Source organism: Meridianimarinicoccus aquatilis, from assembly GCF_004358675.1.
GTDB lineage: Bacteria > Pseudomonadota > Alphaproteobacteria > Rhodobacterales > Rhodobacteraceae > Meridianimarinicoccus > Meridianimarinicoccus aquatilis.
The window spans coordinates 111847-138035 of sequence record NZ_SMZO01000003.1 but is presented as its reverse complement, the minus strand read 5'-3'; the positions used below and the strand labels follow the sequence as shown (position 1 = coordinate 138035).

The 26189-nt window shown below is 59.1% G+C and carries 25 protein-coding genes; 11 read left to right on the top strand and 14 right to left on the bottom strand.

Annotated features, from left to right (window positions below; genetic code table 11):
* The first annotated feature begins 25 nt into the window (after positions 1–25).
* The 8 genes from E2L05_RS02435 to E2L05_RS02400 all read left to right on the top strand — a co-directional run bounded on the left by E2L05_RS02435 (position 26) and on the right by E2L05_RS02400 (position 8086).
* On the top strand, positions 26–826 hold the full coding sequence (locus tag E2L05_RS02435; protein WP_133341302.1) for a cytochrome c oxidase subunit 3: 801 nt from the start codon (positions 26–28) through the stop codon (positions 824–826).
* Positions 827–909: 83 nt separating this feature from the next.
* Positions 910–1587, top strand: a complete 678-nt coding sequence (locus E2L05_RS02430; protein ID WP_133341301.1) for an SURF1 family protein — start codon at positions 910–912, stop codon at positions 1585–1587.
* Entirely contained in the window at positions 1584–2975 is a 1392-nt protein-coding gene (gene thrC / locus E2L05_RS02425) for a threonine synthase (RefSeq protein ID WP_133341300.1), read from the top strand. The genes E2L05_RS02430 and thrC overlap by 4 nt, the downstream gene beginning before the upstream one ends.
* On the top strand, positions 2972–4234 hold the full coding sequence (locus E2L05_RS02420; RefSeq protein ID WP_133341299.1) for a M16 family metallopeptidase: 1263 nt from the start codon (positions 2972–2974) through the stop codon (positions 4232–4234). Before thrC ends, E2L05_RS02420 begins: the two co-directional genes overlap by 4 nt.
* Positions 4231–4818: a GNAT family N-acetyltransferase gene (locus E2L05_RS02415; RefSeq protein WP_133341298.1), complete on the top strand. Its 588-nt coding sequence runs from the start codon at positions 4231–4233 to the stop codon at positions 4816–4818. The genes E2L05_RS02420 and E2L05_RS02415 overlap by 4 nt, the downstream gene beginning before the upstream one ends.
* Positions 4819–4890: 72 nt before the next feature.
* On the top strand, positions 4891–5718 hold the full coding sequence (locus E2L05_RS02410) for an MBL fold metallo-hydrolase (RefSeq protein ID WP_133341297.1): 828 nt from the start codon (positions 4891–4893) through the stop codon (positions 5716–5718).
* Positions 5711–7126 carry an FAD-binding oxidoreductase gene (locus E2L05_RS02405; protein ID WP_133341296.1) on the top strand — a complete coding sequence of 472 codons (1416 nt, stop codon included), beginning with the start codon at positions 5711–5713 and terminating at the stop codon, positions 7124–7126. The genes E2L05_RS02410 and E2L05_RS02405 overlap by 8 nt, the downstream gene beginning before the upstream one ends.
* Before the next feature lie 261 nt (positions 7127–7387).
* Positions 7388–8086: a hypothetical protein gene (locus E2L05_RS02400; protein ID WP_133341295.1), complete on the top strand. Its 699-nt coding sequence runs from the start codon at positions 7388–7390 to the stop codon at positions 8084–8086.
* Positions 8087–8163: 77 nt separating this feature from the next.
* Here the strand turns inward: E2L05_RS02400 and E2L05_RS02395 are convergent, their stop codons facing one another.
* The 4 genes from E2L05_RS02395 to E2L05_RS02385 all read right to left on the bottom strand — a co-directional run bounded on the left by E2L05_RS02395 (position 8164) and on the right by E2L05_RS02385 (position 10455).
* Positions 8164–8694: an adenine phosphoribosyltransferase gene (locus E2L05_RS02395; RefSeq protein ID WP_133341294.1), complete on the bottom strand. Its 531-nt coding sequence runs from the start codon at positions 8692–8694 to the stop codon at positions 8164–8166.
* A gap of 3 nt (positions 8695–8697) precedes the next feature.
* Positions 8698–9573 carry an S-methyl-5'-thioadenosine phosphorylase gene (locus E2L05_RS02390; protein ID WP_133341293.1) on the bottom strand — a complete coding sequence of 292 codons (876 nt, stop codon included), beginning with the start codon at positions 9571–9573 and terminating at the stop codon, positions 8698–8700.
* A 66-nt stretch (positions 9574–9639) separates the two neighbouring features.
* Positions 9640–9795: a hypothetical protein gene (locus tag E2L05_RS20680; RefSeq protein ID WP_164685098.1), complete on the bottom strand. Its 156-nt coding sequence runs from the start codon at positions 9793–9795 to the stop codon at positions 9640–9642.
* Between the two features lie 54 nt (positions 9796–9849).
* Entirely contained in the window at positions 9850–10455 is a 606-nt protein-coding gene (locus E2L05_RS02385; RefSeq protein ID WP_133341292.1) for a flavin reductase family protein, read from the bottom strand.
* Positions 10456–10595: 140 nt separating this feature from the next.
* On the opposite strand from E2L05_RS02385, the gene E2L05_RS02380 reads away from it, so the two are divergent.
* Positions 10596–12218 carry an acyl-CoA synthetase gene (locus E2L05_RS02380; protein WP_133341291.1) on the top strand — a complete coding sequence of 541 codons (1623 nt, stop codon included), beginning with the start codon at positions 10596–10598 and terminating at the stop codon, positions 12216–12218.
* Between the two features lie 10 nt (positions 12219–12228).
* Here the strand turns inward: E2L05_RS02380 and E2L05_RS02375 are convergent, their stop codons facing one another.
* The 9 genes from E2L05_RS02375 to E2L05_RS02335 all read right to left on the bottom strand — a co-directional run bounded on the left by E2L05_RS02375 (position 12229) and on the right by E2L05_RS02335 (position 22103).
* Positions 12229–13251: an aldose epimerase family protein gene (locus E2L05_RS02375; protein WP_243721838.1), complete on the bottom strand. Its 1023-nt coding sequence runs from the start codon at positions 13249–13251 to the stop codon at positions 12229–12231.
* Between the two features lie 39 nt (positions 13252–13290).
* Entirely contained in the window at positions 13291–15192 is a 1902-nt protein-coding gene (locus tag E2L05_RS02370) for a beta-galactosidase (RefSeq protein ID WP_133341290.1), read from the bottom strand.
* Positions 15189–15812 (bottom strand): 2-dehydro-3-deoxy-6-phosphogalactonate aldolase, encoded by a 624-nt coding sequence (locus tag E2L05_RS02365; RefSeq protein ID WP_133341289.1) that lies wholly within the window; start codon positions 15810–15812, stop codon positions 15189–15191. Before E2L05_RS02365 ends, E2L05_RS02370 begins: the two co-directional genes overlap by 4 nt.
* Positions 15813–15823: 11 nt before the next feature.
* On the bottom strand, positions 15824–16729 hold the full coding sequence (locus E2L05_RS02360; RefSeq protein WP_133341288.1) for a 2-dehydro-3-deoxygalactonokinase: 906 nt from the start codon (positions 16727–16729) through the stop codon (positions 15824–15826).
* Positions 16726–17496, bottom strand: a complete 771-nt coding sequence (locus E2L05_RS02355; protein WP_133341287.1) for an SDR family NAD(P)-dependent oxidoreductase — start codon at positions 17494–17496, stop codon at positions 16726–16728. The genes E2L05_RS02360 and E2L05_RS02355 overlap by 4 nt, the downstream gene beginning before the upstream one ends.
* Positions 17493–18836, bottom strand: a complete 1344-nt coding sequence (melA, locus tag E2L05_RS02350; protein ID WP_133341286.1) for an alpha-glucosidase/alpha-galactosidase — start codon at positions 18834–18836, stop codon at positions 17493–17495. Before melA ends, E2L05_RS02355 begins: the two co-directional genes overlap by 4 nt.
* A 14-nt stretch (positions 18837–18850) precedes the next feature.
* Positions 18851–19699, bottom strand: a complete 849-nt coding sequence (locus E2L05_RS02345; RefSeq protein ID WP_133341285.1) for a carbohydrate ABC transporter permease — start codon at positions 19697–19699, stop codon at positions 18851–18853.
* A gap of 78 nt (positions 19700–19777) precedes the next feature.
* On the bottom strand, positions 19778–20668 hold the full coding sequence (locus E2L05_RS02340) for a carbohydrate ABC transporter permease (protein ID WP_243721837.1): 891 nt from the start codon (positions 20666–20668) through the stop codon (positions 19778–19780).
* A 178-nt stretch (positions 20669–20846) separates the two neighbouring features.
* Positions 20847–22103, bottom strand: coding sequence for an ABC transporter substrate-binding protein (locus E2L05_RS02335; RefSeq protein ID WP_133341283.1), 1257 nt, complete (start codon positions 22101–22103; stop codon positions 20847–20849).
* A 143-nt stretch (positions 22104–22246) separates the two neighbouring features.
* Here E2L05_RS02335 and E2L05_RS02330 point away from each other — a divergent pair, with 143 nt between their 5' ends.
* Positions 22247–23089: an IclR family transcriptional regulator gene (locus tag E2L05_RS02330; protein WP_133341282.1), complete on the top strand. Its 843-nt coding sequence runs from the start codon at positions 22247–22249 to the stop codon at positions 23087–23089.
* The gene (locus E2L05_RS02325) at positions 23070–24164 is read left to right on the top strand and encodes an ABC transporter ATP-binding protein (RefSeq protein WP_449288510.1); all 1095 of its coding nucleotides are present in this window, start codon (positions 23070–23072) and stop codon (positions 24162–24164) included. Before E2L05_RS02330 ends, E2L05_RS02325 begins: the two co-directional genes overlap by 20 nt.
* 731 nt (positions 24165–24895) lie before the next feature.
* Here E2L05_RS02325 and E2L05_RS02320 read toward each other — a convergent pair.
* Complete coding sequence (locus tag E2L05_RS02320) at positions 24896–26029, bottom strand: ester cyclase (RefSeq protein ID WP_133341280.1); 1134 nt, start codon at positions 26027–26029, stop codon at positions 24896–24898.
* Positions 26030–26189: the final 160 nt, after the last annotated feature.

The following is a 26189-nucleotide window of genomic DNA, read 5'->3' as shown; positions in this document are numbered from 1 at the left end:
CGACCGAGAGAGACAGAGCAAACCCATGGCCCACGAAAAGAATCACGACTACCACATCCTGCCGCCATCCATCTGGCCGCTTCTCGCATCTATCGGTGCCTTCCTGATGCTGTTCGGCGCCGTGCTTTTGATGCACGACAGCGGTCCTTGGCTGTTCCTGATCGGCCTGGTGATGGTCCTCTATGTCATGTTTGGCTGGTGGTCCGAAACGGTGACAGAAAACCAGGTCGGCGATCACACGCCGGTTGTTCAGCTTGGGCTGCGCTACGGCTTCATCTTGTTCATCATGTCTGAAGTCATGTTCTTTGCCGCGTGGTTCTGGAGCTTCTTCAAGCACGCCATGTACCCGGGTGGTCCGGAACAGCCCGCTGCCTTTCAGACATGGCCGCCTGTTGGTATCGAAACGTTTGATCCTTGGCATTTGCCACTGATCAACACGCTGATACTGCTTTGCTCTGGCGCCGCGGCGACATGGGCGCACCACGCACTGGTTCATGAGAATAACCGTAAGGACATGAAGAACGGTCTGATTCTCGCGATTGGTCTTGGTGTGATCTTCACGATCTTTCAAGCTTATGAATACAGCCACGCGGCCTTTGGGTTCAGCGGCAACATTTATGGCGCGAACTTCTTCATGGCGACCGGGTTTCACGGTGCGCACGTGATCATTGGTACGATCTTCCTGTTCATCTGCCTGATGCGACTTCAGGCGGGCCACTTCACGCCGGAAAACCACATCGGCTTCGAAGCGGCGTCTTGGTACTGGCACTTTGTTGACGTGGTCTGGTTGTTCCTGTTCGCGTCAATCTACATCTGGGGCGGTTGAACCTCCCCCGAAGACAGGCGTAAAGCGGGGCGCGGGCTGAAAAGCCTGCGCCCTTGCCCTTTTCAGTGCTTACCGGAGATTGCATGCGAAATCTGCTTCCCATCCTGTTTGGCATTGCCGGAACGGTGTTTCTGGTTTCGCTTGGCGTGTGGCAGATGCAGCGGTTGGAGTGGAAGCAGGGCATTCTCGCCGAAATGGACGCCCACATGACTGCCACGCCCGTCGCAATTCCGGCCAATCCAGACCCGGTCGGGGATGCGTTTCTGCCTGTACGTGCGACGGGTGCCATTGGGGCGCGCGAAATCCTTGTCCAGTCCAGCCTCAAGTCCATTGGTCCAGGATATCGTGTCTTGGCGCCATTCACCTTCGAGGACAGGACGATCTTGATCGATCGCGGCTTCATTCGCAGTACGGGCCGAGATACGATGCGACCTGCCGTCGAAGACGTCACGCTGATTGGGAACCTGCACTGGCCGGACGAGATTGATGGGTTCACGCCAGACCCCGAAGGCGCGCTGTGGTTTGCGCGCGATGTCCCGGTCATCGCGGCTGAGCTAGGCACCGAGCCGCTGCTTCTTGTGGTTCGACAAACCAGCGAAGATCCCCGCGCGGTCACCCCGCTGCCGGTAGATACAGCCGGCATTCCAAACAATCACCTGCAATATGCTGTCACTTGGTTCCTGCTTGCTATCGTTTGGGCCGGGATGACCGCGTTTTTCGTCGCACAGCAGCGGCGCAATCGTGAAAGCCAAAGCACATGAAATACGTCTCAACGCGCGGTAAGGCGCCTATCCTTAGTTTTGAAGAGGCGATGCTGACCGGTTTGGCCCGCGACGGCGGGCTTTACGTGCCTGAATCCGTACCAGAACTGAGCAAAGCGGACATAGCTGCATTGGCTGGGCTGCCCTATGAAGAGGTCGCATTCCGAATTATGCGCCCTTTCATCGGCGACACCTTCACCGAGTCCGAATTCGCAGACATTATTGCACGGGCTTATTCTGGCTTTGGCCACGCCGCCCGCGCACCATTGGTGCAGACAGGCGCGAACCAATTTCTGTTGGAACTGTTCCACGGGCCGACCCTTGCGTTCAAAGATTTCGCAATGCAGATGATCGGCCAGATGTTCGAGGCGGCCCTCAAGCGACGCGGCGACCGGGTAACCATCATCGGGGCCACGTCGGGTGACACTGGTTCGGCAGCAATCGAAGCTTTCCGTGGTCTTGATGCAGTCGATGTCTTTATCCTGTTTCCCTATGGCCGCGTGTCCGAAGTGCAGCGCCGCCAGATGACCACGCCGTCCGAAGACAATGTGCATGCCTTGGCGCTTGATGGCGATTTCGATGATTGCCAAGCGCGGGTCAAAGATGCCTTCAACCATTTCGACTTCAGGGACCGCGTTCGTTTGGCCGGAGTGAATTCGATCAACTGGGCGCGCGTTCTGGCGCAGGTCGTCTACTATTTCACAGCCGCAACCGCCCTTGGCGCACCGTACCGCAAGGTCAGCTTCACGGTGCCAACCGGTAACTTTGGCGACATTTTTGCTGGCTATATCGCGCGGCGTATGGGATTGCCGATCGACAAGCTTGTGATTGCAACGAACCGCAATGACATCTTGCACCGCACAATGGAAACCGGCGCCTATACCAAGGCAGGGGTCGATCCGACGATCAGCCCGTCCATGGACATTCAGGTATCGTCAAACTTTGAACGTGTGCTGTTCGACGTTTACGACCGGGATGGGTCAGCAGTTGCAGATCAGATGAAGATGCTGTCAGACACCGGCAGTTTCCCCATCAGCCAAGGCGCGCTTGGACGCCTGCGCGAGCTGTTCGAAAGCGGGCGCGCGTCCGAAGACGAAACGACCGCGACCATTGCGGCCATGTTCCGCAACTCGGGCGAAATCCTGTGCCCGCACACCGCTGTTGGCGCGAAAGTCGCCTTGGAAAAAGCGGATCCGTCCGTGCCCATGGTGACATTGGCTACCGCGCATCCGGCCAAGTTCCCTGACGCGGTTGAGGCGGCGATGGGTCTGCGCCCGCCGCTTCCCAATCGCATGTCCGACCTGTACGAGCGTCCGGAACGTGTGACCCGCGTTACCAACGATCTGGCCGCCATCGAAACCCTCATCGAGGAGAAGATTTCAGCGTGAGTGTCGAAATCCACAAATTGTCAAACGGCTTGCGCATCGTGACTGAACGCATGCCCGGTCTAAAATCCGCCTCGATCGGCCTGTGGATCACAGCGGGCGGTCGGCACGAGCGTTTGGAACAGAACGGCATCGCGCATTTCCTTGAACATATGGCGTTCAAGGGCACAAAGCGGCGGTCGGCATTGCAAATTGCCGAAGCGATCGAGGATGTGGGCGGCTACATCAACGCGTACACCTCTCGAGAGATGACCGCCTATTACGCACGCGTTCTGGAAGACGACGTCATGCTTGCGCTTGATGTGATTTCCGACATCATCCTGAACCCTGTTATGGACCCGGCTGAAATCGAAGTCGAACGCGGCGTGATCTTGCAAGAGATCGGGCAGGCGCTGGATACTCCGGACGACATTGTGTTCGACTGGCTGCAGGAAGTGACGTTCCCGGATCAGCCCATCGGCCGCACAATCCTTGGTGAAACCGACCGGGTGAAAGGGTTCTCTCGCGACGATCTGTTTGGTTTTGTCGGGGAACGTTATGGCCCGGATCAGATGATCCTGTCTGCGGCGGGGTCGGTGGATCACGATCAGATCGTGGCCGAAGCTGAAAAGCTGTTTGGCCATCTCAAGCCATCGCTGTTTACCGCTGCAACACCCGCCCGCTTTACGTGTGGCGAGCATCGGACCGACAAGGCCCTTGAACAGGCGCATCTGGCTATCGCCTTGGAAGGACCAAGCTATCGCGACGAAGATATCTACACGGCGCAGGTGTTCGCGACAGCGCTGGGTGGGGGCATGTCCTCGCGATTGTTCCAGGAAGTTCGTGAAAAGCGTGGGCTGTGCTACACGATCTTCGCGCAAGCATCAGCCTATTCCGACACGGGCATGACGATGATTTATGCGGGGACAAGCGGCGAGCAATTGGGCGAGCTGGCCCGCATTACGGTTGATGAATTGCGCAAGGCGACGGACACACTGAAAAGCGAAGAACTGGCCCGTGCTCGCGCGCAGATGAAGGCTGGTTTGCTGATGGGGCTGGAAAGCCCGTCGACGCGTGCTGAACGTTTGGCCCGGCTCGTGGCAATCTGGGATCGGATTCCCCCGTTGGAAGAAACAGTTGACCTGATCGAAGGCGCTACGGCGGCGCGCATCCGCGATTACGGCACACAGCTTGTGGCCCGGGCGCCAGTGTCCATGGCAGTGTATGGCCCCGTCTCAGGCGCGCCAACGCTGGAGGAACTCAGGGGGCGGCTTGCGGCATGATCCGGCTGAACCGGACCCGGATTCAGATTGTGTCAGAGCGGATGCGCCTGCGCCCACCGGTGCATGCGGACTTTCTGATCTGGTGCAATCTGCGGCGGGAAAGTCTGGATTTCTTGCAACCGTGGGAGCCGACCTGGGCAGGCGATCACCTGTCCCGGCGTGGCTTTACCAATCGCGTGCATTGGGCGCGCCGCAGCATCGACAACGGCACGGCGATGCCCTTGTTTCTATTCAGCGCCGACAGCAATGAATTGCTGGGGGCGCTGACGCTTGACAATATCCGTCGCGGGCCGGCGCAGGCGGCGACCTTGGGCTATTGGATCGGCAAACAGCATGCCCGCAAAGGATACATGCGCGAAGCGATCCGCGCGGTGACGCATCACGCTTTCAAGGTGATGGATCTCAGCCGGATCGAGGCGGCGTGCCTGCCGGAAAACACCGCATCACGCGGGGTTCTTGAAAGTTCCGGGTTCAAATACGAAGGCGTCGCCCAAAGCTATTTACAGATTAACGGACGGTGGCGAAACCATGTGCTCTATGCCAATCTTCGCGGCGATCGACGCGGCCGGACCGACGTCGTGTGACCGTGGTGCGGCAATAACGTGATTTTGGCGCGAACCATGCTACCCTCTTGATTGCGAAACGGAGGATGTCGAATGCGTTTCATCGCCTTGTTCTTGGCCTGCACCGCTTTTGCTGTGCCGGCATATGCCCAGCAAAACCGTAAACCCAGCCACTGTATTTCGCTCGTTCATAACACACCTGGCCTTGCCGTTGTGCAAAAGGCGGCCTTTCGCGATCCGTTACCCGACTACACTGTGCGGCTCAACTTCATCGCGCATGCCATGTTTCTGCTGGAAACGCCCGGCGGCCAAAGCGCGGTGACAGATTACACCGGGTTTCTGGGCGGCGTTGATTTCGTGCCTGATGTCGCCACCATGAACCGGGCCCATTCCAGCCACTGGACCACGGACCCGGACCCTCGCATCCCGCACCTGCTGCCCGGATGGGATTTTGAAACGGGCCGCGCTGATCACTATGTCGAAACTGGCGATTTGGTCGTGCGCAATGTGACCACTGACATTCGAAGCTATTCTTCGGAAGATGGCAAAGACGGAAATTCGATTTTTGTGTTCGAAACGGCGGGACTGTGCATCGGCCATTTGGGACACCTGCATCACGTGCCGACACCCGAGCAATACGCGGCACTGGGGCGGTTGGACGTCGTCATGGTGCCCGTTGACGGTGGATACACGATGGATGTGAACGCCATGATGGATGTGGTTGACCGGTTGCGGTCCTCGATCGTGGTGCCGATGCATTGGTTTGGCGCTTCAACGCTGGAATACTTCATCTCAGAGATGTCCGGCACTTTCGCAGTGGAACGGCTGGGTCAATCGTGGCTGGAAGTGTCGCTGCGTACGCTGCCAAGCCGCCCGACCATCATGGTGCTGGACCCCGTGTATTTGCGCCGCGATGAGTGAAACCCTGTCCCCTCATCCGGTTGTCGCCAAATTGGAAGCCGTGCTGCCGAAGGCGGCTTTTCGCGACATGTCGCCGGGTTATTTCGAAGAGCCGCGGGGGAAGTATCACGGGCGCGCCGTGACCGTCGTTGCGCCGGGCAACGTTCACGAGGTGGCCGAAACTGTGCGCGTTGCGCGGCAGTTGGGCGTGGGGATTGTCCCCTATGGTGGGGGGACGGGCTTGGTTGGCGGGCAGGTCATGCCGGACGGTGGGCCGCCGATCTTGCTGTCGCTGGAACGCATGAGCCGGATCCGCGCGGTGCATCCTGCCGAAGGGGTGCTGATCTGCGATGCAGGGGCAATCCTGCAGACCATTCAAGAGGCCGCCGCCGCGCACGGGCTTCTCTTTCCGCTTGCACTTGCGTCGCAGGGATCATGCAGGATCGGCGGCAATCTTGCGACCAACGCGGGTGGTGTGAACGTTTTGCGATATGGCAATGCGCGTGATCTGTGTCTGGGACTAGAAGCGGTTTTGCCCGACGGTACGATTTGGAACGGGTTAAAGCGGCTGCGCAAGGACAACACGGGCTATGACCTGCGCAATCTTCTGATCGGGTCTGAAGGCACGCTGGGGGTGATCACCGGTGCCAGCTTGCGCCTGTTCCCGCGACCGACGTCTGACGCGGCGGCCTTTGTCGCGCTGGAAAGCCCTGCCGCCGCGCTGGACCTGCTTGTTCAGGCGCGCTCTGAACTGGGTGAGGGGATCAGCGCCTTTGAACTGGTTGCCCGGCAGAGTTTCGACTTTCTGGCTGAAACCATGCCCGAGGTGCGCCAACCCTTTGCATGCGCGCCAAATTGGGCGGTCTTGATCGATATCGGTTTGCATGGCGCACATGATGCGGCCCATGCCATGGAAGTGTTTCTTGAGCGCGCATTCGATGCGGGCTTGATCACTGATGGCGTTATCGCCGCTAACGAGGCACAGCGCGCGGCGTTTTGGTCGGTCCGGGAATCTATTCCCGATGCCAACCGCCGGATTGGGTCCATCGCGTCGCACGACGTGTCCTTGCCACTTGAAGTGCTGCCAGATTTCATCACCCGCGCGCAGGCCGCTGTGGCATCACTTGGCCCGTTGCGAGTGAATTGTTTCGGCCATCTGGGGGATGGGAATTTGCATTTCAATGCATTCCCCCCCAGCGGCGAAAGCCGCGATGCGTACAAGGCTATGGCACCGCAGGTCACACGCGCGGTGCATGATTTGGTTAACGACATGGACGGGTCCGTCAGTGCCGAGCATGGCATCGGCCGCCTTAAAGTGACGGACCTTGAACGCTATGGCGACCCGGCAAAACTGGCCGCAATGCGTAGTATTAAAGGTGCACTGGACCCTGACGGGATCATGAACCCCGGCGCGGTCTTGCGCGGCTAAGGCGGCATTACGCCGTTCCGCTGTGCGTTTTGACACATCACACAGGTCTGGATTCCTCAACTTTGAGTAATGTGAAGAATCGGTTAACCATAATTCACACACACAAAATGAGAGGACGGACTGATGAAAACTGCCATTTTCGCGATCTTGATCTGCTGCTCAGCGCCAGTCTTCGCGCAGACAACCCCGAATTGTCCCGATGGCTACAAAGCCTGCGGCAATGTCTGCTGCCCCAAATAGCCCCCAACAAGGAGAGTGATTATGCTGAAACGTATCTCAATAATGCTCGGAGTGTTGGCCGTGTTGCTTGGCAGCGGTTTCGTGCTTAACAAGGTCGCCGCCGTCACGATCGATGATGTTGCCTCGCACTTCTCGCTTGGCCGAACCCAGGCGACGGTCGGTGTTTCCGGTGGGGATATCTATGCTATCGCGCCGGACGGGCTTTCCGAAACGCGGCTGTGTTCGTTGCAGTTGCAGGAAGACTTCGTCACCCGTGTTCGGATTGAGGCCAAGTTTTCGAATACGATTGGATCGACGTTGCCATTCCTGGTGAAGTTTGTGTCCTTTGGCGCAGATGAAGATATCGCCGGCGCAAGTGACTTTTCAGGTGCGCGGATGCGTTTTTCGGGTGAGTTTACCGAATTGCAGGCCAATGCCCCAATGGGCGCCCCGGCGGATTGTGAACAAAAAATGGCGCAGTTCATGAACCGTCGCCACAAGATTTGCATGGTTCGGTCGTCACTGGTGCCAACAAATAATGCTGTGTTCAGCGCGTACCGCTTTGACCGTTTGCAAATGTTCTTGCCAGACTCGATTTTCGCCATGCACAAGATGGAGAAAAGCGATGCAGCCAAAGAACTTCAAACCCAACCGTGCCCACAAAGCTCTGCTGTGCCTTGGGACGTTGCATTCCGCAAATCGCTTCGGGTGATCAACATGGAAGATATCACAGACACCTGAGGGTCAGTTCACAACCCCACGCTCTTGTCATCACTGGTCAGCCAAAAGTTGACCGGTGATTTCGTTTTTGGATCTGGTCATTCTCCGTCATAGGTGCACAGCGCGTGGATGTTCATGCCCAGTGCATCAAGCCGTGCCCGTCCGCCAAGATCGGGCAGGTCCACGACGAAGGCGCATCCGACAATGTCACCGCCAAGGCGTTCCACCAGTTTGATCCCGGCCTCTGCGGTGCCGCCAGTCGCCAGAAGATCATCGACAATCAGCACGGTCTGCCCTGCGTTGATGGCATCATCATGCACCTCTACGGTCGCTTGGCCGTATTCCAGCGTATAATCCTCTGACAGGGTCGCTGCGGGAAGTTTGCCCTTTTTACGAATGGGAACAAATCCGGCAGAAAGTTGATGGGCCACAGCCCCGCCAAGGATGAACCCGCGCGCCTCAAGCCCGACGACCACGTCGATTTGCGCGCCGGCATAGGGTTGCAAAAGCTGGTCCACCGCCATGCGAAAGCCACGCGGGTCCGCAAAAAGGGTTGTGACATCGCGAAACATGATCCCCTTGTGTGGGAAATCCGGGATTGTGCGAATGAAGTTTTTTACTGAAGTCATACGTCAGCCTCCCAGAACGCGGCCGGCGACCGCGCCAAGTTGTTCCACAAGTGCCGGATCGCGGCTTGCCGGTGCTGTCAGGATCGCATGTTCCAGCGCCCGGTCGCAGCCGTGAGGGCAAGGCGCGCGATCTGGCCCAAGAAGGTCGGGCAAGCGCGCCACAAGGGATCGGGCATTCCCGGCGTTGGCGGCCAGCGTTGCGATGATGTCAGTGATGTCAACGGCGCCGTGATCTGGATGCCAACTGTCAAAGTCGGTGATCATCGCAACAGAGGCATAGCAAAGTTCCGCTTCACGGGCGAGTTTTGCTTCGGGCATGTTGGTCATACCGATCACGTCACAGCCCCAAACATCACGGTACAGTTTGGATTCGGCCATTGTGCTGAACTGTGGGCCTTCCATGGCCAGATATGTGCCGCCCATGTGGACAGTGATCCCCGCATCTGTCGCGGCCGTGTGGCAAGCCTCTGCGAGGCGCGGGCAGGTGGGGTGCGCAACCGACACATGCGCAACGCATCCGGTCCCGAAGAATGATTTTTCCCGCGCGAATGTGCGGTCGATAAACTGATCTATGATCACGAAATGACCGGGTGCCATGTCTTCGCGAAACGACCCGCAGGCCGAGACCGAGATGACGTCAGTCACACCCAGCCGTTTCAGCGCATCGATATTCGCGCGATATGGCACAGTGGTGGGGCTGTGCACATGTCCGCGCCCGTGCCGCGGCAGAAACGCCATGCGCACCCCGTTAAGCCGGCCGGTCAGGATGGCGTCAGATGGCGTGCCGAACGGGCTGGCCACAGTCACCCATTCCGCCCCATCAAGGCCGTCGATCTCATAGACGCCCGATCCGCCAATCACTCCGATAAAGGTATCCATGTGCTGCTCCTGCTGCTGGCATACACACGCGAGACTAGGGGCAATCGGGATCGGGGAAAAGTGCGCTTACAGTCCGGCCAGAGCACGCACATGGGGCATGGCGGTTGCGGCAAACACGCCAAGCACCGCACCGAACATCAAGCGCCCATACCATCTGCCAAATCTCGGCGAGAACAGCCCAACCAGACCGCACAGCAGCGCATAAAAGGTGATGGGGAACATATCCATGGCTTACAGGGTATCACCGCATTCCGATATAACGAAGAAAAAATGCCCTCAATCGTCGGGACGGGCGAGTTCAAAAACGTCGCGCACTGCGGCATAATCGCGATATCCCAAACGCGCAAGCGGCTGAAAACGGGTGACATCGAACCGGCCGTCCACGATGCAATCGTCGCGCAGGTGAACGCCGGTCACTTCGCCGAACACCACGAAATTCGCGGCGCCGGGCAATTGAACGATCTGCGTCAAACGACATTCCAAGTTGGCAGGCGCATCCGCAACGCGGGCGCAGTCGATTGTTTCACACGCGGCTTTGCTCGCACCACTATGGGCAAATTCATCCACCTCGCGCGGAAGCGCGGCAGACGACGCGTTCATCGTATCACGCGCGGCGTATTCGACGATGTTCACGCAAAACACCCCGGTTTCGCGGATATTGCCGACGCTGTCCTTCGTGCCGTCCCGGTCCGGTTTGACCGAAGTGGATGAAAACATGACCTGCGGAGGGAAATACGCGACCGCGTTGAAGAAGGAATAGGGGGCGAGGTTGTCAGCGCCATTGGCATCCCGGCTTGAGATCCAGCCAATGGGGCGGGGCGTGACGATGGCACCGAAGGGATTATGCGGCAGGTCATGTCCGGCTTCGGGGGTGTAGAACATCGTGCTGGGCTCCTTTTCACTCGTCCTTCGGTGCCTTGCCGCTGCGCGATTTGCAAGGGGCTGCGCCTTTGTTTTGTCTTGCGGTATCGCACACGCTTGGGTGAAGTTGGTGCGAGAACATGTCTTGGTAGGGGCCGATCATGCAGACAATTTTCGAAGATGGGCTGGGCCAGACCCAAGCCAATCACGAACCTCTCACGCCGCTCGCCTTTTTACGAAAAACCGCTGCGGTCTACCCCGATCAACTGGCGGTGGTGTATCACGGGGTGCGCCGCAACTGGGCACAGACATATGCGCGATGCTTCGCCTTGGCGGGGGGGCTTTCGGCACAGGGTATTGGCCGGGGCGACACGGTGGCGATCGTTGCGGCCAACATCCCGGAAATGTTCGAAGCGCATTTCGGTGTCCCCATGGCGGGGGCCGTCCTGAACACCATCAACACCCGCCTTGATGCCGAAACGATCAGCTTCATTTTGAACCACGGCGAAGCAAAGGCGGTTCTGGTCGATCCAGAGTTTTCCGATGTCGTGCAACGCGCCGTGCGCATGTCCGGGCGTGAGATGCTTGTGATTGATATCGAAGATGTCAGTTACGAGGGCGGCACAAAGATTGGTTCAATGACCTATGACGAAGTTCTTGCAAGCGCCTCGCCCGATTTTCAGTGGGTCGTCCCCGACGATGAGTGGGACGCGATATCGCTCAACTACACATCCGGGACCACAGGCAACCCAAAAGGCGTAGTCTATCATCATCGCGGGGCGCATCTGAACGCAGTTTCCAACATTGTGACATGGACGATGCCGCGCCACGCCTCCTATCTTTGGACGTTGCCGATGTTCCATTGCAACGGCTGGTGCTTTCCTTGGACACTGGCGGCACATGCGGGCACGGCCGTGTGTTTGCGGGCGGTTCGGGCCGAGGATGTGTTTGATCTGATCTATCGGGAAAAGGTCACCCATTTTTGCGGCGCTCCCATCGTGTTGAACCTGCTTGCCAACGCCCCTGACCGCTTGAAGCGGCGATTGGATCATCCGGTCAAGGCGATGACCGCAGGGGCGGCCCCGCCCGCCAGCGTCATCGCCGCGATGGAGGAAATGGGTGTGGAGGTGACCCATGTGTACGGGTTGACTGAAACCTATGGCCCTTCGGTGATTTGCATGCCGCAAACCGCTTGGTCTGGTTTGCCGGGGGACGAGCTTTCCCGCCTCAAGGCGCGGCAGGGCGTTCCGAACATGGCGCTGGACGATCTGATGGTCGCGGACCCTGAAACGCAAAACCCGGTGCCGCGCGACGGCTTGACGATCGGTGAAATCTTCATGCGCGGAAACTGCGTCATGAAAGGGTATCTGAAGAACCCAAGCGCGACGAACGGATCATTTCGCGGCGGGTGGTTCGCATCCGGTGATTTGGCGGTGCAGCACCCCGATGGATATGTCGAGATCAAAGACCGATCAAAGGACATCATCATTTCCGGGGGCGAGAATATCAGCTCAATAGAGGTGGAAGACGTGCTTTATCGTCATGGGGACATCATGGCCGCTGCCGTGGTCGCCAAGCCTGATGAAACATGGGGTGAAACCCCCTGCGCGTTTGTCGAACTGAAAGAGGGACGTCACCTCAGCGAGGCCGAGCTGATCGCCTTTTGCCGCAATCAAATGGCGCATTTCAAAGCCCCTCGCTACGTGATCTTTGGCCCGTTGCCCAAGACATCGACGGGCAAGATACAGAAATTTCTCTTGCGGGACCGCGCGCGGCAATTTTGACGACACAGGTTTAGTCCGGCTGGACGAACCGCCACCGTGTGATCTGGCGCACCGCGGTGCCGCTTTCGACACGAACCGGCGGGAAGCCAGGGCGGTTTGGTGCGTCAGGCCAGCCCTGCGGTTCAATCGCCAGCCCGCAATAGGGACCGATTGGGTGACCGCAATGCCCCATGATGCCGCCGCCGCCGCCATGCGCCGCGTCGTAGATTTGAACGCCTGGTTCTGATGTGGCTACATGCAGCGAAAGGCCCGACGCCCCTGTCAAAACAACAGCAGGTTCCGGGTCTCGGCGGATGCGCGATAAACAGAAGTTGTGGTCAAGTTCAGGCGTGGTGCCGGGCCCAATTGGCCGGGCTGCCCGAAAGTCGAAATCGCTTTGCGCGACCTTGGCGACCGCGCCTGTCACCAATCCTGTGGGATCGGCTGGCAAATAGTAATCTGCAGCGATTTGCAGGCTGTGACCCGACAGATCCGGCCCGCCATCAAGGTTCCAGAACCCATGTGGCGCGAAGTTGATCCACGTGGCCGCATCGGTCGCTGCAATGACAGTCAACTCAAGCGTATCTGGCCCTGTCAGCGCGTATTGTGCAGCCACCGTTCGATTGCCGGGAAAGCCGCCTGTTCCATCCGGAAGGCTTAAGGTGAACGTCACCCGGTCAGCCCGCGCAATGTCGATGTCCCAGTTGCGTGTGTGGGTGCCTGTGCTGCCGCCGTGCAGTGTGGCTTGCCCGCCATCGTTGCGGTCAAACTCGTACTTCGATCCTTTTAGCGTCGCGGTCCCACCTGCGATGCGGTTGGCCACTGGCCCGACGAGCGCCCCGAAATAGCAAAGCGGCCCGGCATAGGCGGCTGTATCGGGGCTGCCGACTGTCAGACTGTGCGCCACGCCTTGCAGCCGCAGGTCTTGCAAGATTGCGCCGCGCGTCAGAAACGATGCACTGAGGGTTCCATTGCTGATTGTCACACGCTGCACGGCGGTGCCGTCGCAGGTATCGGGCAGGGGCGTCACGCCGGGGGCAGGGATTTGGGTCATGGCGTCACCTAAGCGGCTGCATCATGCTCTGGCAAGGGATCAAAGCGCCCGCCACGCGACACCGGCAGCGGGCAACACTTGTCCCTCCCATGTGACGGGCGTTTTCCCATAATTGAACGCAAAGCGGTGCGAACCGGTGTCACGCAGGCGAAGCCCGTCTGGCAAGGGGTCTGCCGCGATACCCTGCTCGGTGCAGGCCGCAGCGATCAAGCGGCGCAATGCCGTGTCATCGGGCCAGCCGCCCAAATACGTCAATGCCCCCATACGTGCGATCAAGGGTGCCCCTGCGGCGTCGGTTTCCAGAATGTCAGCTGCGCCGTCCAGATGTTCGCGCCAATGCACGATGGTTCCGCCGCCCGACAGCGGCTCGGCTACACCGGGCGGAAGGCTTTCCACGGCGCTGACTCGCAAGTCCATGCCCGGCAGGTTCGGCGGAAGTGGCACAGGCGTTGCCATGCCAGCCCCCTTGGCGTTGCTGCGCGGCCCGACAAGCGCGCGCCCTTCATAGCTTTCCAGCGCCGCAAGCATCGGTGCTGAGAGCTGCGCAAGGCCGGGCATCAGTACCACGGCGTAGTCTGACAGGTCGTTCGTGTCGGGCGGTAGAATATCAAGGGACAGTCCCAATTCACGCGCGGCCCGATACCAGCACAGCACCATGCGGAAATAGTCGAAATCGGCGCCTTGCGGCTGTACCTGCCACGCCCAGGCGCTTGCATAATCGAAGACCAGCGCGACGGGCGCACGGGTCGGTGCAACATCGGGCATGGCTTTCAGTTCTGTCGCGACCTGCGCGGCCTCGGCCAGACCCGGCGCATCGCTGCTGTCGGGAAAGAGCAGCCCGGCATGCATCTGCTCCTGCGCAAAGGGGGCTTGCCGCCAGCGAAAATAGGTGACGGTTTCGGCACCGTGGGCGAATGCCTCCCATGTCCAAAGCCGAACCATACCGGGCAGCGGGGCGGGGTTCCATGGTGCCCAGTTCACCGGGCCGGGCTGCTGTTCCATCACCCACCAGCGCCCCCGTCCGACCGCGCGATACAGGTCATGATGCAGTGCCTGCATGTCGGGATCACCCTGGCGCAGGTAGTGGCGCTTGTGGTTGTCCGACGCTTCGATCCGGTCGGACAGGAACCCGATTGGGTAACTGTCCCAGCTCGCGATATCGAGATCAGCGCCTACGGCGAAATGGTCAAACGCCACCTCGCGCCCCATATAATTATGCGTCAGCGGGGCAGCGGTGTGACGGCGCAGGATGCCCACCTGCATCCGGTTGAAGGCGACCACCTGTTCGCTTGAAAACCGCCGAAAGTCGAAAGCATGGGCGGGGTTCGGTTCTGTTACCGTCAGGTTCGGCAACCCGATCTGGTCAAAGCTGTCATAGGCCATGGACCAGAACACATTTCCCCAAGCGCGGTTCAGCGCCTCGGGCGACTGGTACTGCTGCGCCAGCCAGTTGCGGAACGCGGACAGGGCGGCGGGCGAATAGCTCAGAACCGTATCGTGACATCCATATTCATTGTCGGTCTGCCATGCGATGATGCGCCCGTCGCGCCCGTATCTGCGGGCCATGGCCTCTGTGATGCGGGCGGCCTCTGCGCGGTATCCGGCATGGCTGAAACAGTAGTGCCGCCGCGACCCAAAGCGGCGCGGGTGCCCAGTCGCGTCCACCGCCAACATGTCCGGGTGGCGATCCAGCATCCAGCGTGGAGGCGTTGCAGTCGGGGTGCCCAGGATCACCTCAAGCCCGGCGTCTGCCAGAACGTCGATCGCCCGGTCGAGCCAACCCCAGTCCATCACGCCCGGCTTCGGCTCGATCAGGCCCCAGGCGAATTCCCCAATCCGCACGCGGCTGATCCCGGCAGAGACCATGCGGGCCGCGTCGTCTGGCCATTGGTCTTCCGGCCAGTGTTCCGGATAATAGCAAACCCCAAGGCTGCGTTTCATGCGAAGGCAGCGCCATTTGCGGTGCCGCGATCCCACGCGGCGACCAGTTCGGCGGCGCGAATGGCCACGTCTGCGGCGCTGCGGCCGGGTTTATAAAGCGCGGTGCCAATGCCAAAGCCCGACGCTCCGGCTGCTTGCCACGCGGCGAAATTGGCCGGGCCAACGCCGCCCACCGCAAAGACCTGTGTCGTGGCGGGCAGAACGGCGCGCAGGGCTGATAGCCCGTCTGGCCCCATCAGGCTGGCCGGGAAAATCTTGAGCCCGTCTGCACCGGCTTTCAAAGCGGCGAAGCACTCGGTTGCGGTAAACACGCCCGGAAAGCTGGCCAGCTTCGCCGCCTTGGTGGCGCGGATCACCTCAGTGTCGCAATTGGGCGACACGATCAGGCGGCCACCCGCAGCGCCGACACGGGCGACATCCTCAGCGGTCAAAACAGTGCCAGCCCCGATCAAGGCTTGCGTGCCAAATGCAGCGGCCATGGCGGTAATGCTGTCCAACGCATTTGGCGAATTCAGCGGCACTTCAATCCGGTCGACGCCCGCATCAATCAGGGCCTTTGTCACGGGCAAGGCTTCGGGCGGCGTGATCCCGCGTAGAATGGCGATCAGAGGGCGGCTCATGCAGGTCCCTTTCAGGTGTCGATGTTGCGATGGGCGGCTATCAACCCCGCGCGGGTCATGGCGGCGGCGTCCGCCTGAACGGGCGTATTTCCTTGCCGTGTCAGGGCAGTGACATAGGGTGCGGCAACGGCCGAAGCGCCGATCACGCCCACTTGTTGGCCCAGCCAATATGGTTTTGCAGCAGCCAGTTCCGCGCCGATCAAAAGACCGGACAGACGCGCGCGCCCTTGCGTGCCACTGGTATCATTGAGCAAAGCATCTGCGCGTAAAGTGAACAGGCGGGCGGCAAGCCGGTCTGGCCGCGACAACGCATCGTCAAGCGCGTCGGCAAAGGTGCCTTCATCCCAGCCGCAAGGCGCAACGGTATGGCGCAGCACGCTGTTCTCGGCCAAGGACGCGAACAATTCACCCGTCATAAACGATTGGAAACTGACGACCTCACCCGCCGAAACCTGTGCCCATTTTGTATGGGTTCCGGGCAGGCATAGCACACCGTCAAAATTTGGGTTCAGCGCAAGGAACCCGGCGATCTGCGTTTCCTCGCCGCGCATGACGTCTGGCGGGCTTTGCTGCTTCAGGCCGGGCACAACCCAAACGGCAAGGCGCTGATCTGCCGCTTGCGCGCGCACCGGGGTCACGGGCAGGGGGGTGCAAGGCACAGCCGTGTAGGGGGCTTCCACCCATCCCTGCCGCGCACCGACCATGCCACAAGCGACAACAGGCGTCGTGCCCGCGCCAAGCCAAGGCTCGATCAACTCAAGCAGCGCGGCCTCAAACCCGCCCGGTGACAGTCGGTTCATGCCTTGGTCGGACTGTGCCTGCGCAATATCTGCGCCATCGGCCATGGCCCAAACACGCAGGTGCGAAGTGCCCCAGTCGGCGGCGATCCAGTCGGCGGTGATGGGGGGCTGGGTCATCCGCTGACCACCACGCCGCCATCGACAGCCATGGCTTGCCCGGTCATGGCGCGGCTGGCTTCGGACGCAAGAAATAACAATGGTTCGACCATTTCATCAGGCTTCAGCATCCGCGGCAGGCATTGGCGGGCCAGATGCGCCGCGACGCCCTCTTCTGTGGCCCAAAGGGCAATCTGTTTTTCTGTGAACACCCAGCCCGGTGCGAGCGCGTTAACGCGGATACCGTCAGGCCCGAATTCCCGCGCCAGAGAGCGGGTCAGCGCGGTGATGCCGCCGTTTGCCGTGGTGTAAGCAGGATAGCCCGCATTGCCCATCATGTAGCTGATTGATGACAAGTTCACGATGCTGCCGCGCCCAGCTTTGCGCATGCCCGGAAGAACGGATTGAGCCGCAAAGAAATAGGATTTGAGATTGATGGCTTGGGACCAGTCCCAGAACGCCTCATCCACCTCCATTGTGCTGTGGCGTTTGTCATTTGCGGCATTATTGACCAGTACGTCAATGTCACCATGCTGAGCAGCCGCCTGTGCGATGGCAGCTTGCAAGGCGGGGGTGTCAGTGATGTCGCACGGCAGAAACAACGGCCGCGTGCCGTGCGCACGTTCCATTGCGTCGCAAAAGGCCGTGCCGTCTGACCGCTGTACAAAGGCCACCTTTGCGCCCTGTGCCATCAGTCCGTCCGTGAAGGCCGCGCCAATTCCGGACCCGCCGCCGGTGACAAAGACAGACGCGCCATCAAGATCGGGAAATCGGGCGTGTCTGGTCATGCGGCTGTCCTTTCGTCGTGGCACCATGCAGGAAGCCAATCACCGTGCGCGGTGATGAGGTCATCCATCAGTGCCCGGATTTGCCGCAGATCAAGCTCTGCGGCGGTGTGGGGATCCATCATTGCGGCGTGATAGATGTGGTCCCGGTTTTCTTCAAGCAATGCGCGCACCACAAGTTCCTGAACATTTATCTGACTGCGCATCAGGGCGACGAGCTGTGGGGGAATATCGGTAACCACACTTGGTTGCACACCGTTGGCGTCAACAAGGCAGGGTGTTTCTACGGCAGCCCCGAGCGGCAGTTGCGGAATTTGCCCGTGATTGGGCAGATTGCCATAAACAGTCATCGGCGTATCTGTGAGTATGGAATTCATCATGTCAGCGGCAAATTCATGGCTTTTCTCAACGCTGACCGTATCCGTGCGCCGAATGGCTTCTGCCTGAGCAGCCCATTCAGCCATCTGAATTTCGCAGCGTGCCGGGTATTCATCGAGCGGAATTCCAAACTGCTCAATCAGATCAGCGCGGTCCCGCTTGATGAACCAAGGAACATACTCTGCCAGATGTTCCGAACTTTCGGTGCAGAAGTACCCCAAATGATCCATCACCTCATAGCGAACCTTGTTTAGGCAATGCGGCCGTTCCAGAGGTGTCTTCGGCAGGCTGCCATCGCGGTAGCCGGCCCGGAGGGCTGGGTAAAGATCGACGCCGGCATGTTCCAGTTTCAAGAAAAACGCGACATGGTTCACACCCGCCACCCGGTGCCGAATTTCGGACGCTGGGATGTTCAGATCATAGGCCATTTCCGCGACGGTGTTCTGGACCGAATGGCAAAGCCCAACCTGTCTTAGGGCAGGAAAGCGTTCGGCCAGAGCCCAAGTGTTGATCGCCATCGGGTTCACGTATTGCAGCAACAGCGCATCGGGACAAAGTTCGGCCATATCTTGCGCAAGCGCCCACAGATGCGGGACGGTTCTGAGCCCGCGCATAATGCCGCCGACGCCCAGCGTGTCGGCGATGGTCTGGCGCAGGCCGTGCGCTTTGGGAATTTCGAAATCGGTAACCGTGCAGGGCTTGTACCCGCCGATCTGAAAGGCGGTAATGACGAAATCTGCCCCGTCCAGCGCGGCGCGACGATCTGTGTGTGTGGTGACAGTCGCGCCAACCTTCATCGCGCGCACCATTTGGCGCGCAACAAGGGCGGACTCGGCCAACCGCGCTTCGTCAATGTCCATCAACGCGATATCCGCCCCGGACAAAGCCGGAAAGTGCAGCGCGTCGCCGACGATATGTTTCATGAAGATGGTGGAGCCAGCCCCGATGAAGGCGATTTTGGGCATCTTGGTAAGTCCTGCTACTTGACTGCGCCCAGCGTGAGCCCAGCGATAAAGTGGCGTTGCATGGCGAAAAACATCACGACGGGTGGAAGCGCGGCGACAAGGCTTCCCGCGCTCATCAGGTGATAGGCAGCCCGGTACTGGGCATTAAAGCTTGTGATGCCTGCCGTAACCGGCTGACTGTCTGCCCCTTGAGTGAGCACGATCGCCCAGAAGTAATCGTTCCATATGAAGGTGAAAATCAGCACGGACAGCGCCGCAATCGCCGGTTTCATCAGCGGCAGAATGATAAAGGCGAAAATCCTGATCTCGCTGACGCCTTCGACCCGCGCCGCTTCGATCAGGGGGCGGGGAAGCGCGCGGATGAAGTTTCGCATGAAGAGCGTGCAGAACCCGGTTTGAAAGGCAATGTGGAACAGCACCAGCCCGGTCTTTGTGTCATAGAGTCCCATCGCGAGGGTCAGGTCCCGCACGGGGACCATCAAGATCTGGAATGGCACAAAGTTCCCAGCGACGAACATGAAGAAAATCAGAAGGTTGCCACGAAAGTGATAAACGCCAAGCGCAAAGCCTGTCATGCAAGACAAGGCTACCGCACCTATCACGGTTGGAACGGTGATCAAGACGGAATTCATCAGATATCTGGGCATGTCTGAGCCGGTAAAAACCAGCGTATAGTTCTGGATGCCGCTAAAGGTCGATGGCCAGCCCCAATAGTTGCCTTGTGCAAAATCCGCAGCGGGCTTGAGCGAAAAAATCGCCACGCCGATCAATGGCAAAAGCCAAAGCACAAGCGCGACCGGCAGTAGCGCCTGATAGCTTATTTGCCATGCCGGAGAGGTCTTTGCGATGGGGGTGGGGTACATCTCAGACCTCTGGTGTTGGAGTGGAGTGGGGGGCGATGTGCGGGTTTTGGATGCGGGGCTGGGGCGCGGAGTGCATGGTCACGCGCCTTTCTCGTCGCGGTACATTTTCCAAAGGAATCCCGCGATATAGACCATCATGATCGAAAACAGGACCACCGCGATTGCGGCGCCGTACCCCATGCGGAAGCCATATTCCGACAATGCGACTTCGAACATGTAGAACGCAAGCACACGGGAGGTTCCGAACGGGCCGCCTTGAGTCATGATCGAAATAAGATCGAAGCTGCGCAACGCGCCGATGATTGTCACGACGAAGCAAATGAAGGTTGCCGGGCGCAGTTGAGGCAAGATGACATGCCAGAGCATTTTCAACCCTTTGGCACCGTCTAGCCGACCTGCCTCCACCTGTTCCGGATCCACTGCGTTGAGACCCGTCAGGTAGAGGATCATGCAATAGGCGGTTTGGGGCCAAAGCCCGGCAGCAATGATGCCATAAGTCACTTTGGAAGGATCGCCAAGGATGTTCACCGGGTCCAGTCCGACCGCTTCAAGGACAGTGTTGAGCAGTCCGAAGGTGGGGTCATAAAACCAAGTGAAAACCAGGCCGACAACGACTTGGCTTACCACGAACGGAAAGAAAAACAGGGACTTGTATATTCTGATGCCTGTGACGGTCTGGTTCAGGAACAACGCGATTGCCAACCCTGCCGGGATCGCCAGAAGATACAGAAACAGCCAAATGACATTGTTGCCAAGCGACGTGTAAAAGGCTGGGTCTTCAAAAAGCTGGGAATAGTTCTGCATCCCGACGGGCTCTGCCGGGCTCAGCCCATCCCATTTATAAAACGAAATCCGAAAGGACTGAAGGATCGGGAAGATCACATAAAAGGCAAAAAACAGGATGCCCGGCGCGAGGAAAAGAGCGGGGGCAAGGCGCTGCTGATTGCGTCGCCAGAAACTGCTGGTCATCAAGCCACTCCACATGTCTTTGCAGCCGGGGCCGATCGGGCGGGTGCGGGAAAGAACGATGGAACGGGCGGTGCCATGAGCGGTTTCCTCGGCTTGGGCTGGGCGGCGATCCGGACCGTGGCATCGCCGCGGACCGGATCAGGGTCATGTCGGGCGCGGCACGCGCCCGGCCGCTGGATCAATAGATCCGCTGGCGTCCAGCTTCGAGCCGGTCAAGAACGCGATCAAGATTGTCTGGCAGAACCATGAACTCCTGAAAGCCTTCCATAGCCAACTTGGCCATTTCCGCCGGCGCATCACGGTCAAAGAACTGCGCGATCCCGCCAGGCGCGCGGTTGCTCAGAACGTCGAACCCTTCTTTGAGGAACTTGTCATCATCCACCGAACTCAGAGCATTCACCGGAAGCTGACCAAGCGCATCGCCCGCGTTGATCTGTGTCTGGTTTTCCGCCGATACGACAAATCGCAGGAACGCGCGCGCTGCCTCTTTGTTCTGCGCCTGTGCCGGAATGTGGAACGTATCCGTCGGCGCGTCTTCGCCCAGTTCGACATCTGCGTTGATTGCGGGGAACTGGTAATAGTCCAGCTTGCTATCGTCCAAACCCGCATCGCGCAGCGGTGCTACAGCGAAGTTGCCCATCAGATACGCCGCCGCATCCCCCTGTGCCATGAACGGAAGCGCTTCTTGCCAGCTATAGGCGGTGTGGTTGTCGATGAAGGCTCCCATGTCGATCAGCTCGTGCCAATTTGCAAAGGTCTGGCGCACGCGGTCGTCGGTCCATTCCACCTCGCCTGCAGTCAGCGCCATATGGAAATCATATCCATTGGTGCGCATGTTCAAATAGTCAAACCAACCTGCCGCGGTCCACAGGAACTTGGTCCCGATCGTGTAGCATTTGACGCCATCGTCCAGAAGTGCCTGACAATTGGCCTTCATTTGATCGAAGGTTTCCGGCTCGGAAAGGCCCAGACGGTCATAGATGTCTTTGCGGTAGTACACGCCCCATTGATAATAGGTGTAAGGCACGCCCCATTGCTTACCGTCCAACGTCATCGCGCCTTGGGTTGACGCCAGTTCTTCGCCGATCTGCCCATCCCACAGGTCGCTTACATCCTCAAACAGACCCGCATTCACATAAGGTGCCATGCGGTTGCCGGCGTACCAATTCGCTACGTCAGGCGCATTGGCCGTCAGGAAGTTCCGGATCTGCGTCTTATAAGCTTCCCGGTCGATAATTGTCAGCTCAACATCAAGATCCGGGTGCATTGCGTCGAAACGTTCCGCCATGCCTTCCATGACCGCGCGCGGCGCTGGATTAGACATGTCCGAGAATATCTTGAGCGTCCCTGATAAACTGTCCTGAGCACTGGCTGCGCCGGTCAGCGCAGTTGTCAGGACGGCTGCAACAAGCGGCAGACGTGTGGTGGATAGCATGTGGTCCTCCCTGAATTTCATGCTGGGATGTTCCATTATTTGGAACTATGTTTCTTATATTGAAATCATAACCGCGACTCGCCTAGTGTTGTCAACACCAGAGGCGGGGAACACTCAAGGATGGGACGGCGGGAGGAACAAGCATGGCTAATCCGGCGCACAGTGGCGCATCTGTACACAGTGGCGCATCTGTACAAAGTGCCGAACCGGGACCGGGCACTGTAGGCAAAGCGCTGGAGGTGCTTGACGCAGTCGCGGCCCATTCGAACGGTATCCGCTTCGCTGAACTTCAGGCCCAAAGTCGCTATCCCAAAGCCACACTTTATCGTCTTGTGCAGACACTCGTGCGCGAGGGTATGGTGCGGCATGATCCCGATACGGGTCTGTACGCCCTTGGAATGCGCCTCGTGCGACTGGCCCATGTGGCATGGCGTCAATCGTCATTGGGCCCCATTGCGCGTCCGCATCTCGACCAACTCAGCGCTGAAGTCGGGCAGACGGTTCATCTTGCGCAACTTGATCATGCACAGGTTCTGTATGTGGACAAACGCAACGCTGCACAGCCCGTGCAGATGTATTCCGAAGCGGGCAAAGTCGGCCCGGCTTATTGCACTGGTGTTGGCAAGGTGATGCTGGCCCATGTGCCGACATCCGATCTGGATGGGCTTGTCTCGCAGCAGTCGTTTCATCGGTTCACGCCAAACACCCTGACAGATGCGCCCGCACTGTTGGCCGAACTGGCGCAGATCCGCGCAGATGGCGTGGGCTTCGACCGCGAAGAACATGAACCCGGCATCATTTGCATTGCCGTTCCTGTTCTAAGCCGTCGGGGGCGCCTGTTGGGCGCGATGTCGGTGACTGGGCGAGCGGACAGTATGACCGAACAGGATCTCGCCGCGTATCTGCCCGCGCTCAGGGCGGCCGCGACCCGAATAACAGAAGACACTGAGGCCTGGCGCTTTCCGGATGCGCAAGGGCCCGCTTGAGGGAGGAAACAGGATGTCGGGTGTCACACTTGGTGGTGTCGTCAAGTCTTATGGCGAACTTGAGGTCATCCACGGGATCGACCTGTCTGTGGAAGAGGGCGAGTTCTGCGTCTTTGTCGGCCCATCCGGGTGTGGAAAGTCCACGCTGCTGCGGATGATCGCGGGCCTTGAGGAAACAACCGGAGGCGAGATCCGGATTGGCGCGCGCGACGTGACCCGCCTTGATCCGTCCGAGCGCGGGGTAGCGATGGTGTTCCAGACCTATGCGCTTTACCCGCACATGACGGTGGCGCAGAATATGGGCTTTGGGCTGCGCATGACAGGGCACCCAAAGGCCGAAGTCGCCGCCAAGGTCGCTGAAGCCAGTCGGATTCTGAAACTGGATGATTATCTGGCGCGCAAACCCAAGGCGTTATCAGGGGGGCAACGGCAAAGGGTGGCCATTGGGCGCGCCATCGTGCGCGGCCCTGATGTGTTTCTTTTCGACGAGCCGTTGAGCAATCTTGACGCAGAGCTCAGGGTTGAGATGCGCGTTGAACTTGCCCGTTTGCACCAAGAGATTGGGGCAACCATGATTTACGTGACTCATGATCAGACCGAGGCCATGACGCTGGCGGATAAGATCGTCGTGTTACGCGCCGGCAAAGTTGAGCAGGTTGGGGCGCCAATGGATTTGTACCGTGATCCAGATAACCGTTTCGTCGCCGGGTTTATTGGCAGCCCAGCGATGAATTTCCTCTCGGGTGAGGTGGCCAGTGGCGGTGTCATTGCGCCGGGTTTGGGGGATGACCCGGTCCATGTTTCTGTGCGTGTGCCCGAACCTGGATGCAAGGTGTTGCTGGGCCTGCGACCCGAGCATCTGGCACTGGACGGCAGAAAAGATACGCACCTGGTCACACTGGCCGAAGCCCTTGGCGGCGTATCCTATGTGCACCTGCGCTGTCCCAGCGGTGAAACGCTGGTTATAGAAGAACGCGGCGCGCATCGATCGCGTATCGGCGACCGTGTCGGACTGATTGTTGATCCTGAGCAGATGCTGGTCTTTGATGCGGAAACTGAATTGCGTTTGCGCTAAGCTATGGGTGCCGGTCTTGGGCCAGCGTCCGTCAAGCTATCTTGCCCAATGGTAACTCTCTGTGATCCGTGAGTTTTGTTTGACCTATGCGTGGCGTTGGTGCTGTCTTCGGTCCCGGCGTCTTGGATAGATGCGGTGCGCGATCAGCCGCGCGAAAGTGCTCCACTTCCGATCTGACTCTACCCGGCGGCGCACTGCCACTTGCCGTCCCAACGGATATGGACTGTTTCGGAGGGGCAAACTCGCGTCGCGTGTATTGAATGTCTGATAGGTTGCGAGTGCGGATAGACATGCGCTTTGTCCTGCGCCAGCCACAGGTATTTGGTAGATGGTGATATTGGCGATGCAAGACAGATTACGACAACGAAAAACATCAAGAAATGGCAGAGTTCGATACACTAACGAAAAAGCATGACGGCATTCCGAAGATACACAAAACAATGAAGAAAGGGGAGCAAAGCGCTCTCCGGCACTTTCTGTCGTGCCGTTCCTATAGCCCGGTATACTTGGGCTTGATTATGTTTCGCGCAGCGATCTGGAGTGCCTCAAGAACCGAAGTCTCAAGCGAGCGTTAATCACCTCGAGCAGAAGCCGTAAGCCGCGCTGTTACGGATTTGGTGTCAACATCTTGAACCTGAACGTGTCTCAACGCGCCAAAGTCATTTGCTTCATCCCAAAGCGTCAAGAGACACGGCATTTGCGCCCGCGAAACGTTCTCATTTCAAAACCAGCTAAATATCCCCAGTGGCCAACAGGATTTGGGTCCAGATTGCGCAATCGTCGATGAGTGTCCAATCGCGCCGAATACCCGTGGGGCCGAATTCCACATGAGTCATCCCCATCACATGCAAATAGACCCCAGTTGCAGGTCCAAATCGACCGGCGCCGTCGTGCCGCCCATAAAGCGACCAGCGGACCGCAGCCCGTGGGGCTTGCCCAACTTCCACAGATGCGCTGCGATGCTCCACGCGAAAGGCTGCAGAAGGCAGCGCGCTGCGCAGTCCCGCCCAGAAAGCCTGCGCCGCCGCCGAGCCGATACACTGTCGATTTCCGGGCAAAACGTGGGTGCAGGGGTGACTTCGATCCCGTCCCAACGTCAAGAAATCGCCATCCATTAACCCGCGTAGCCGCTCCACTAGGTCATCGGCATGGGGGCTAGAATTGCCCCGACCGGTGTAGGGTCCTTCAAGGTCGGTGTCCGGTGACAAGGGTTGGTCGCATAGTTCCGGCCCGCCTGCGGCGCGAATGCGGGCGCGCGCCCACTGCTGCGGGGTAACCGTGCCTGCTTGTGCCAATGCGCCTGCGGTGTCTCGCAATATCCAGGCGTCACGCACTTGCCCTTGAGCGCACCACAGATCGGCCATGCCACGCAGTCGCACCTCTTGTCCTTGCGGCGCCCCCAACCAGCCATGGCTTTCATGGCGTCCTATCAGACTTCCTCGTACCACCACAAAGTGACCCGTATCGCTGTGCAAGCCGCTCTGCGCTTCGGCTGCTTCGTGGCACAGTTCCTTTGAAAACGTTTCTGTCTGGATCGAATCTTCGGCGTAAAATCGAGGCTCATGAAGTGCAGCCAAATCTCCCAAAGCGTCCGCCATCAATCCGCCTGGCCCTTGAAACACCCGAAGGGGAAGGCGGATACATGCCGCGGGATGAATGGCAGCTTCCAGTGTAGCGACATCCCCTTCCGCTCCGCCTATCCCAAGGTGGGCAAGAGCAGTCGTGTCATGGTCTGGCTCTGGGCGCGGGAATGCCCTCGCGGGTCTGCGAAACAAAGGTGCTGGGGATTCAGGCGGTTGATCGACCTCGACCTGCGCCGAAAACTGCGATGCACGGCCACGGTTGGATAGGGGAAATGGCGGCAACTTGATGGCTCCACGGGATCAAACTAGGGTCATGAATCCCTGCTTACCGCCAACATGGTTAAAGGGGTCTCAACCGAAACGTGGGATGCGCGAATTGGGCATGTCTTTCGGTACGTGTGCCCCAAGTCTGCCAAATAGTGCGCCCAGCACGGTCGCGCTT

Coding starts and splice junctions, on each gene's coding strand:
- E2L05_RS02435 (WP_133341302.1), top strand. CDS start 26: ATGGCCCACGAAAAGAATCACGACTACCACATCCTGCCGCCATCCATC.
- E2L05_RS02430 (WP_133341301.1), top strand. CDS start 910: ATGCGAAATCTGCTTCCCATCCTGTTTGGCATTGCCGGAACGGTGTTT.
- thrC (WP_133341300.1), top strand. CDS start 1,584: ATGAAATACGTCTCAACGCGCGGTAAGGCGCCTATCCTTAGTTTTGAA.
- E2L05_RS02415 (WP_133341298.1), top strand. CDS start 4,231: ATGATCCGGCTGAACCGGACCCGGATTCAGATTGTGTCAGAGCGGATG.
- E2L05_RS02410 (WP_133341297.1), top strand. CDS start 4,891: ATGCGTTTCATCGCCTTGTTCTTGGCCTGCACCGCTTTTGCTGTGCCG.
- E2L05_RS02405 (WP_133341296.1), top strand. CDS start 5,711: ATGAGTGAAACCCTGTCCCCTCATCCGGTTGTCGCCAAATTGGAAGCC.
- E2L05_RS02400 (WP_133341295.1), top strand. CDS start 7,388: ATGCTGAAACGTATCTCAATAATGCTCGGAGTGTTGGCCGTGTTGCTT.
- E2L05_RS02395 (WP_133341294.1), bottom strand. CDS start 8,694: ATGACTTCAGTAAAAAACTTCATTCGCACAATCCCGGATTTCCCACAC.
- E2L05_RS02390 (WP_133341293.1), bottom strand. CDS start 9,573: ATGGATACCTTTATCGGAGTGATTGGCGGATCGGGCGTCTATGAGATC.
- E2L05_RS20680 (WP_164685098.1), bottom strand. CDS start 9,795: ATGTTCCCCATCACCTTTTATGCGCTGCTGTGCGGTCTGGTTGGGCTG.
- E2L05_RS02385 (WP_133341292.1), bottom strand. CDS start 10,455: ATGTTCTACACCCCCGAAGCCGGACATGACCTGCCGCATAATCCCTTC.
- E2L05_RS02380 (WP_133341291.1), top strand. CDS start 10,596: ATGCAGACAATTTTCGAAGATGGGCTGGGCCAGACCCAAGCCAATCAC.
- E2L05_RS02375 (WP_243721838.1), bottom strand. CDS start 13,251: ATGACCCAAATCCCTGCCCCCGGCGTGACGCCCCTGCCCGATACCTGC.
- E2L05_RS02370 (WP_133341290.1), bottom strand. CDS start 15,192: ATGAAACGCAGCCTTGGGGTTTGCTATTATCCGGAACACTGGCCGGAA.
- E2L05_RS02365 (WP_133341289.1), bottom strand. CDS start 15,812: ATGAGCCGCCCTCTGATCGCCATTCTACGCGGGATCACGCCGCCCGAA.
- E2L05_RS02360 (WP_133341288.1), bottom strand. CDS start 16,729: ATGACCCAGCCCCCCATCACCGCCGACTGGATCGCCGCCGACTGGGGC.
- E2L05_RS02355 (WP_133341287.1), bottom strand. CDS start 17,496: ATGACCAGACACGCCCGATTTCCCGATCTTGATGGCGCGTCTGTCTTT.
- melA (WP_133341286.1), bottom strand. CDS start 18,836: ATGCCCAAAATCGCCTTCATCGGGGCTGGCTCCACCATCTTCATGAAA.
- E2L05_RS02345 (WP_133341285.1), bottom strand. CDS start 19,699: ATGTACCCCACCCCCATCGCAAAGACCTCTCCGGCATGGCAAATAAGC.
- E2L05_RS02340 (WP_243721837.1), bottom strand. CDS start 20,668: ATGACCAGCAGTTTCTGGCGACGCAATCAGCAGCGCCTTGCCCCCGCT.
- E2L05_RS02335 (WP_133341283.1), bottom strand. CDS start 22,103: ATGCTATCCACCACACGTCTGCCGCTTGTTGCAGCCGTCCTGACAACT.
- E2L05_RS02330 (WP_133341282.1), top strand. CDS start 22,247: ATGGCTAATCCGGCGCACAGTGGCGCATCTGTACACAGTGGCGCATCT.
- E2L05_RS02325 (WP_449288510.1), top strand. CDS start 23,070: ATGCGCAAGGGCCCGCTTGAGGGAGGAAACAGGATGTCGGGTGTCACA.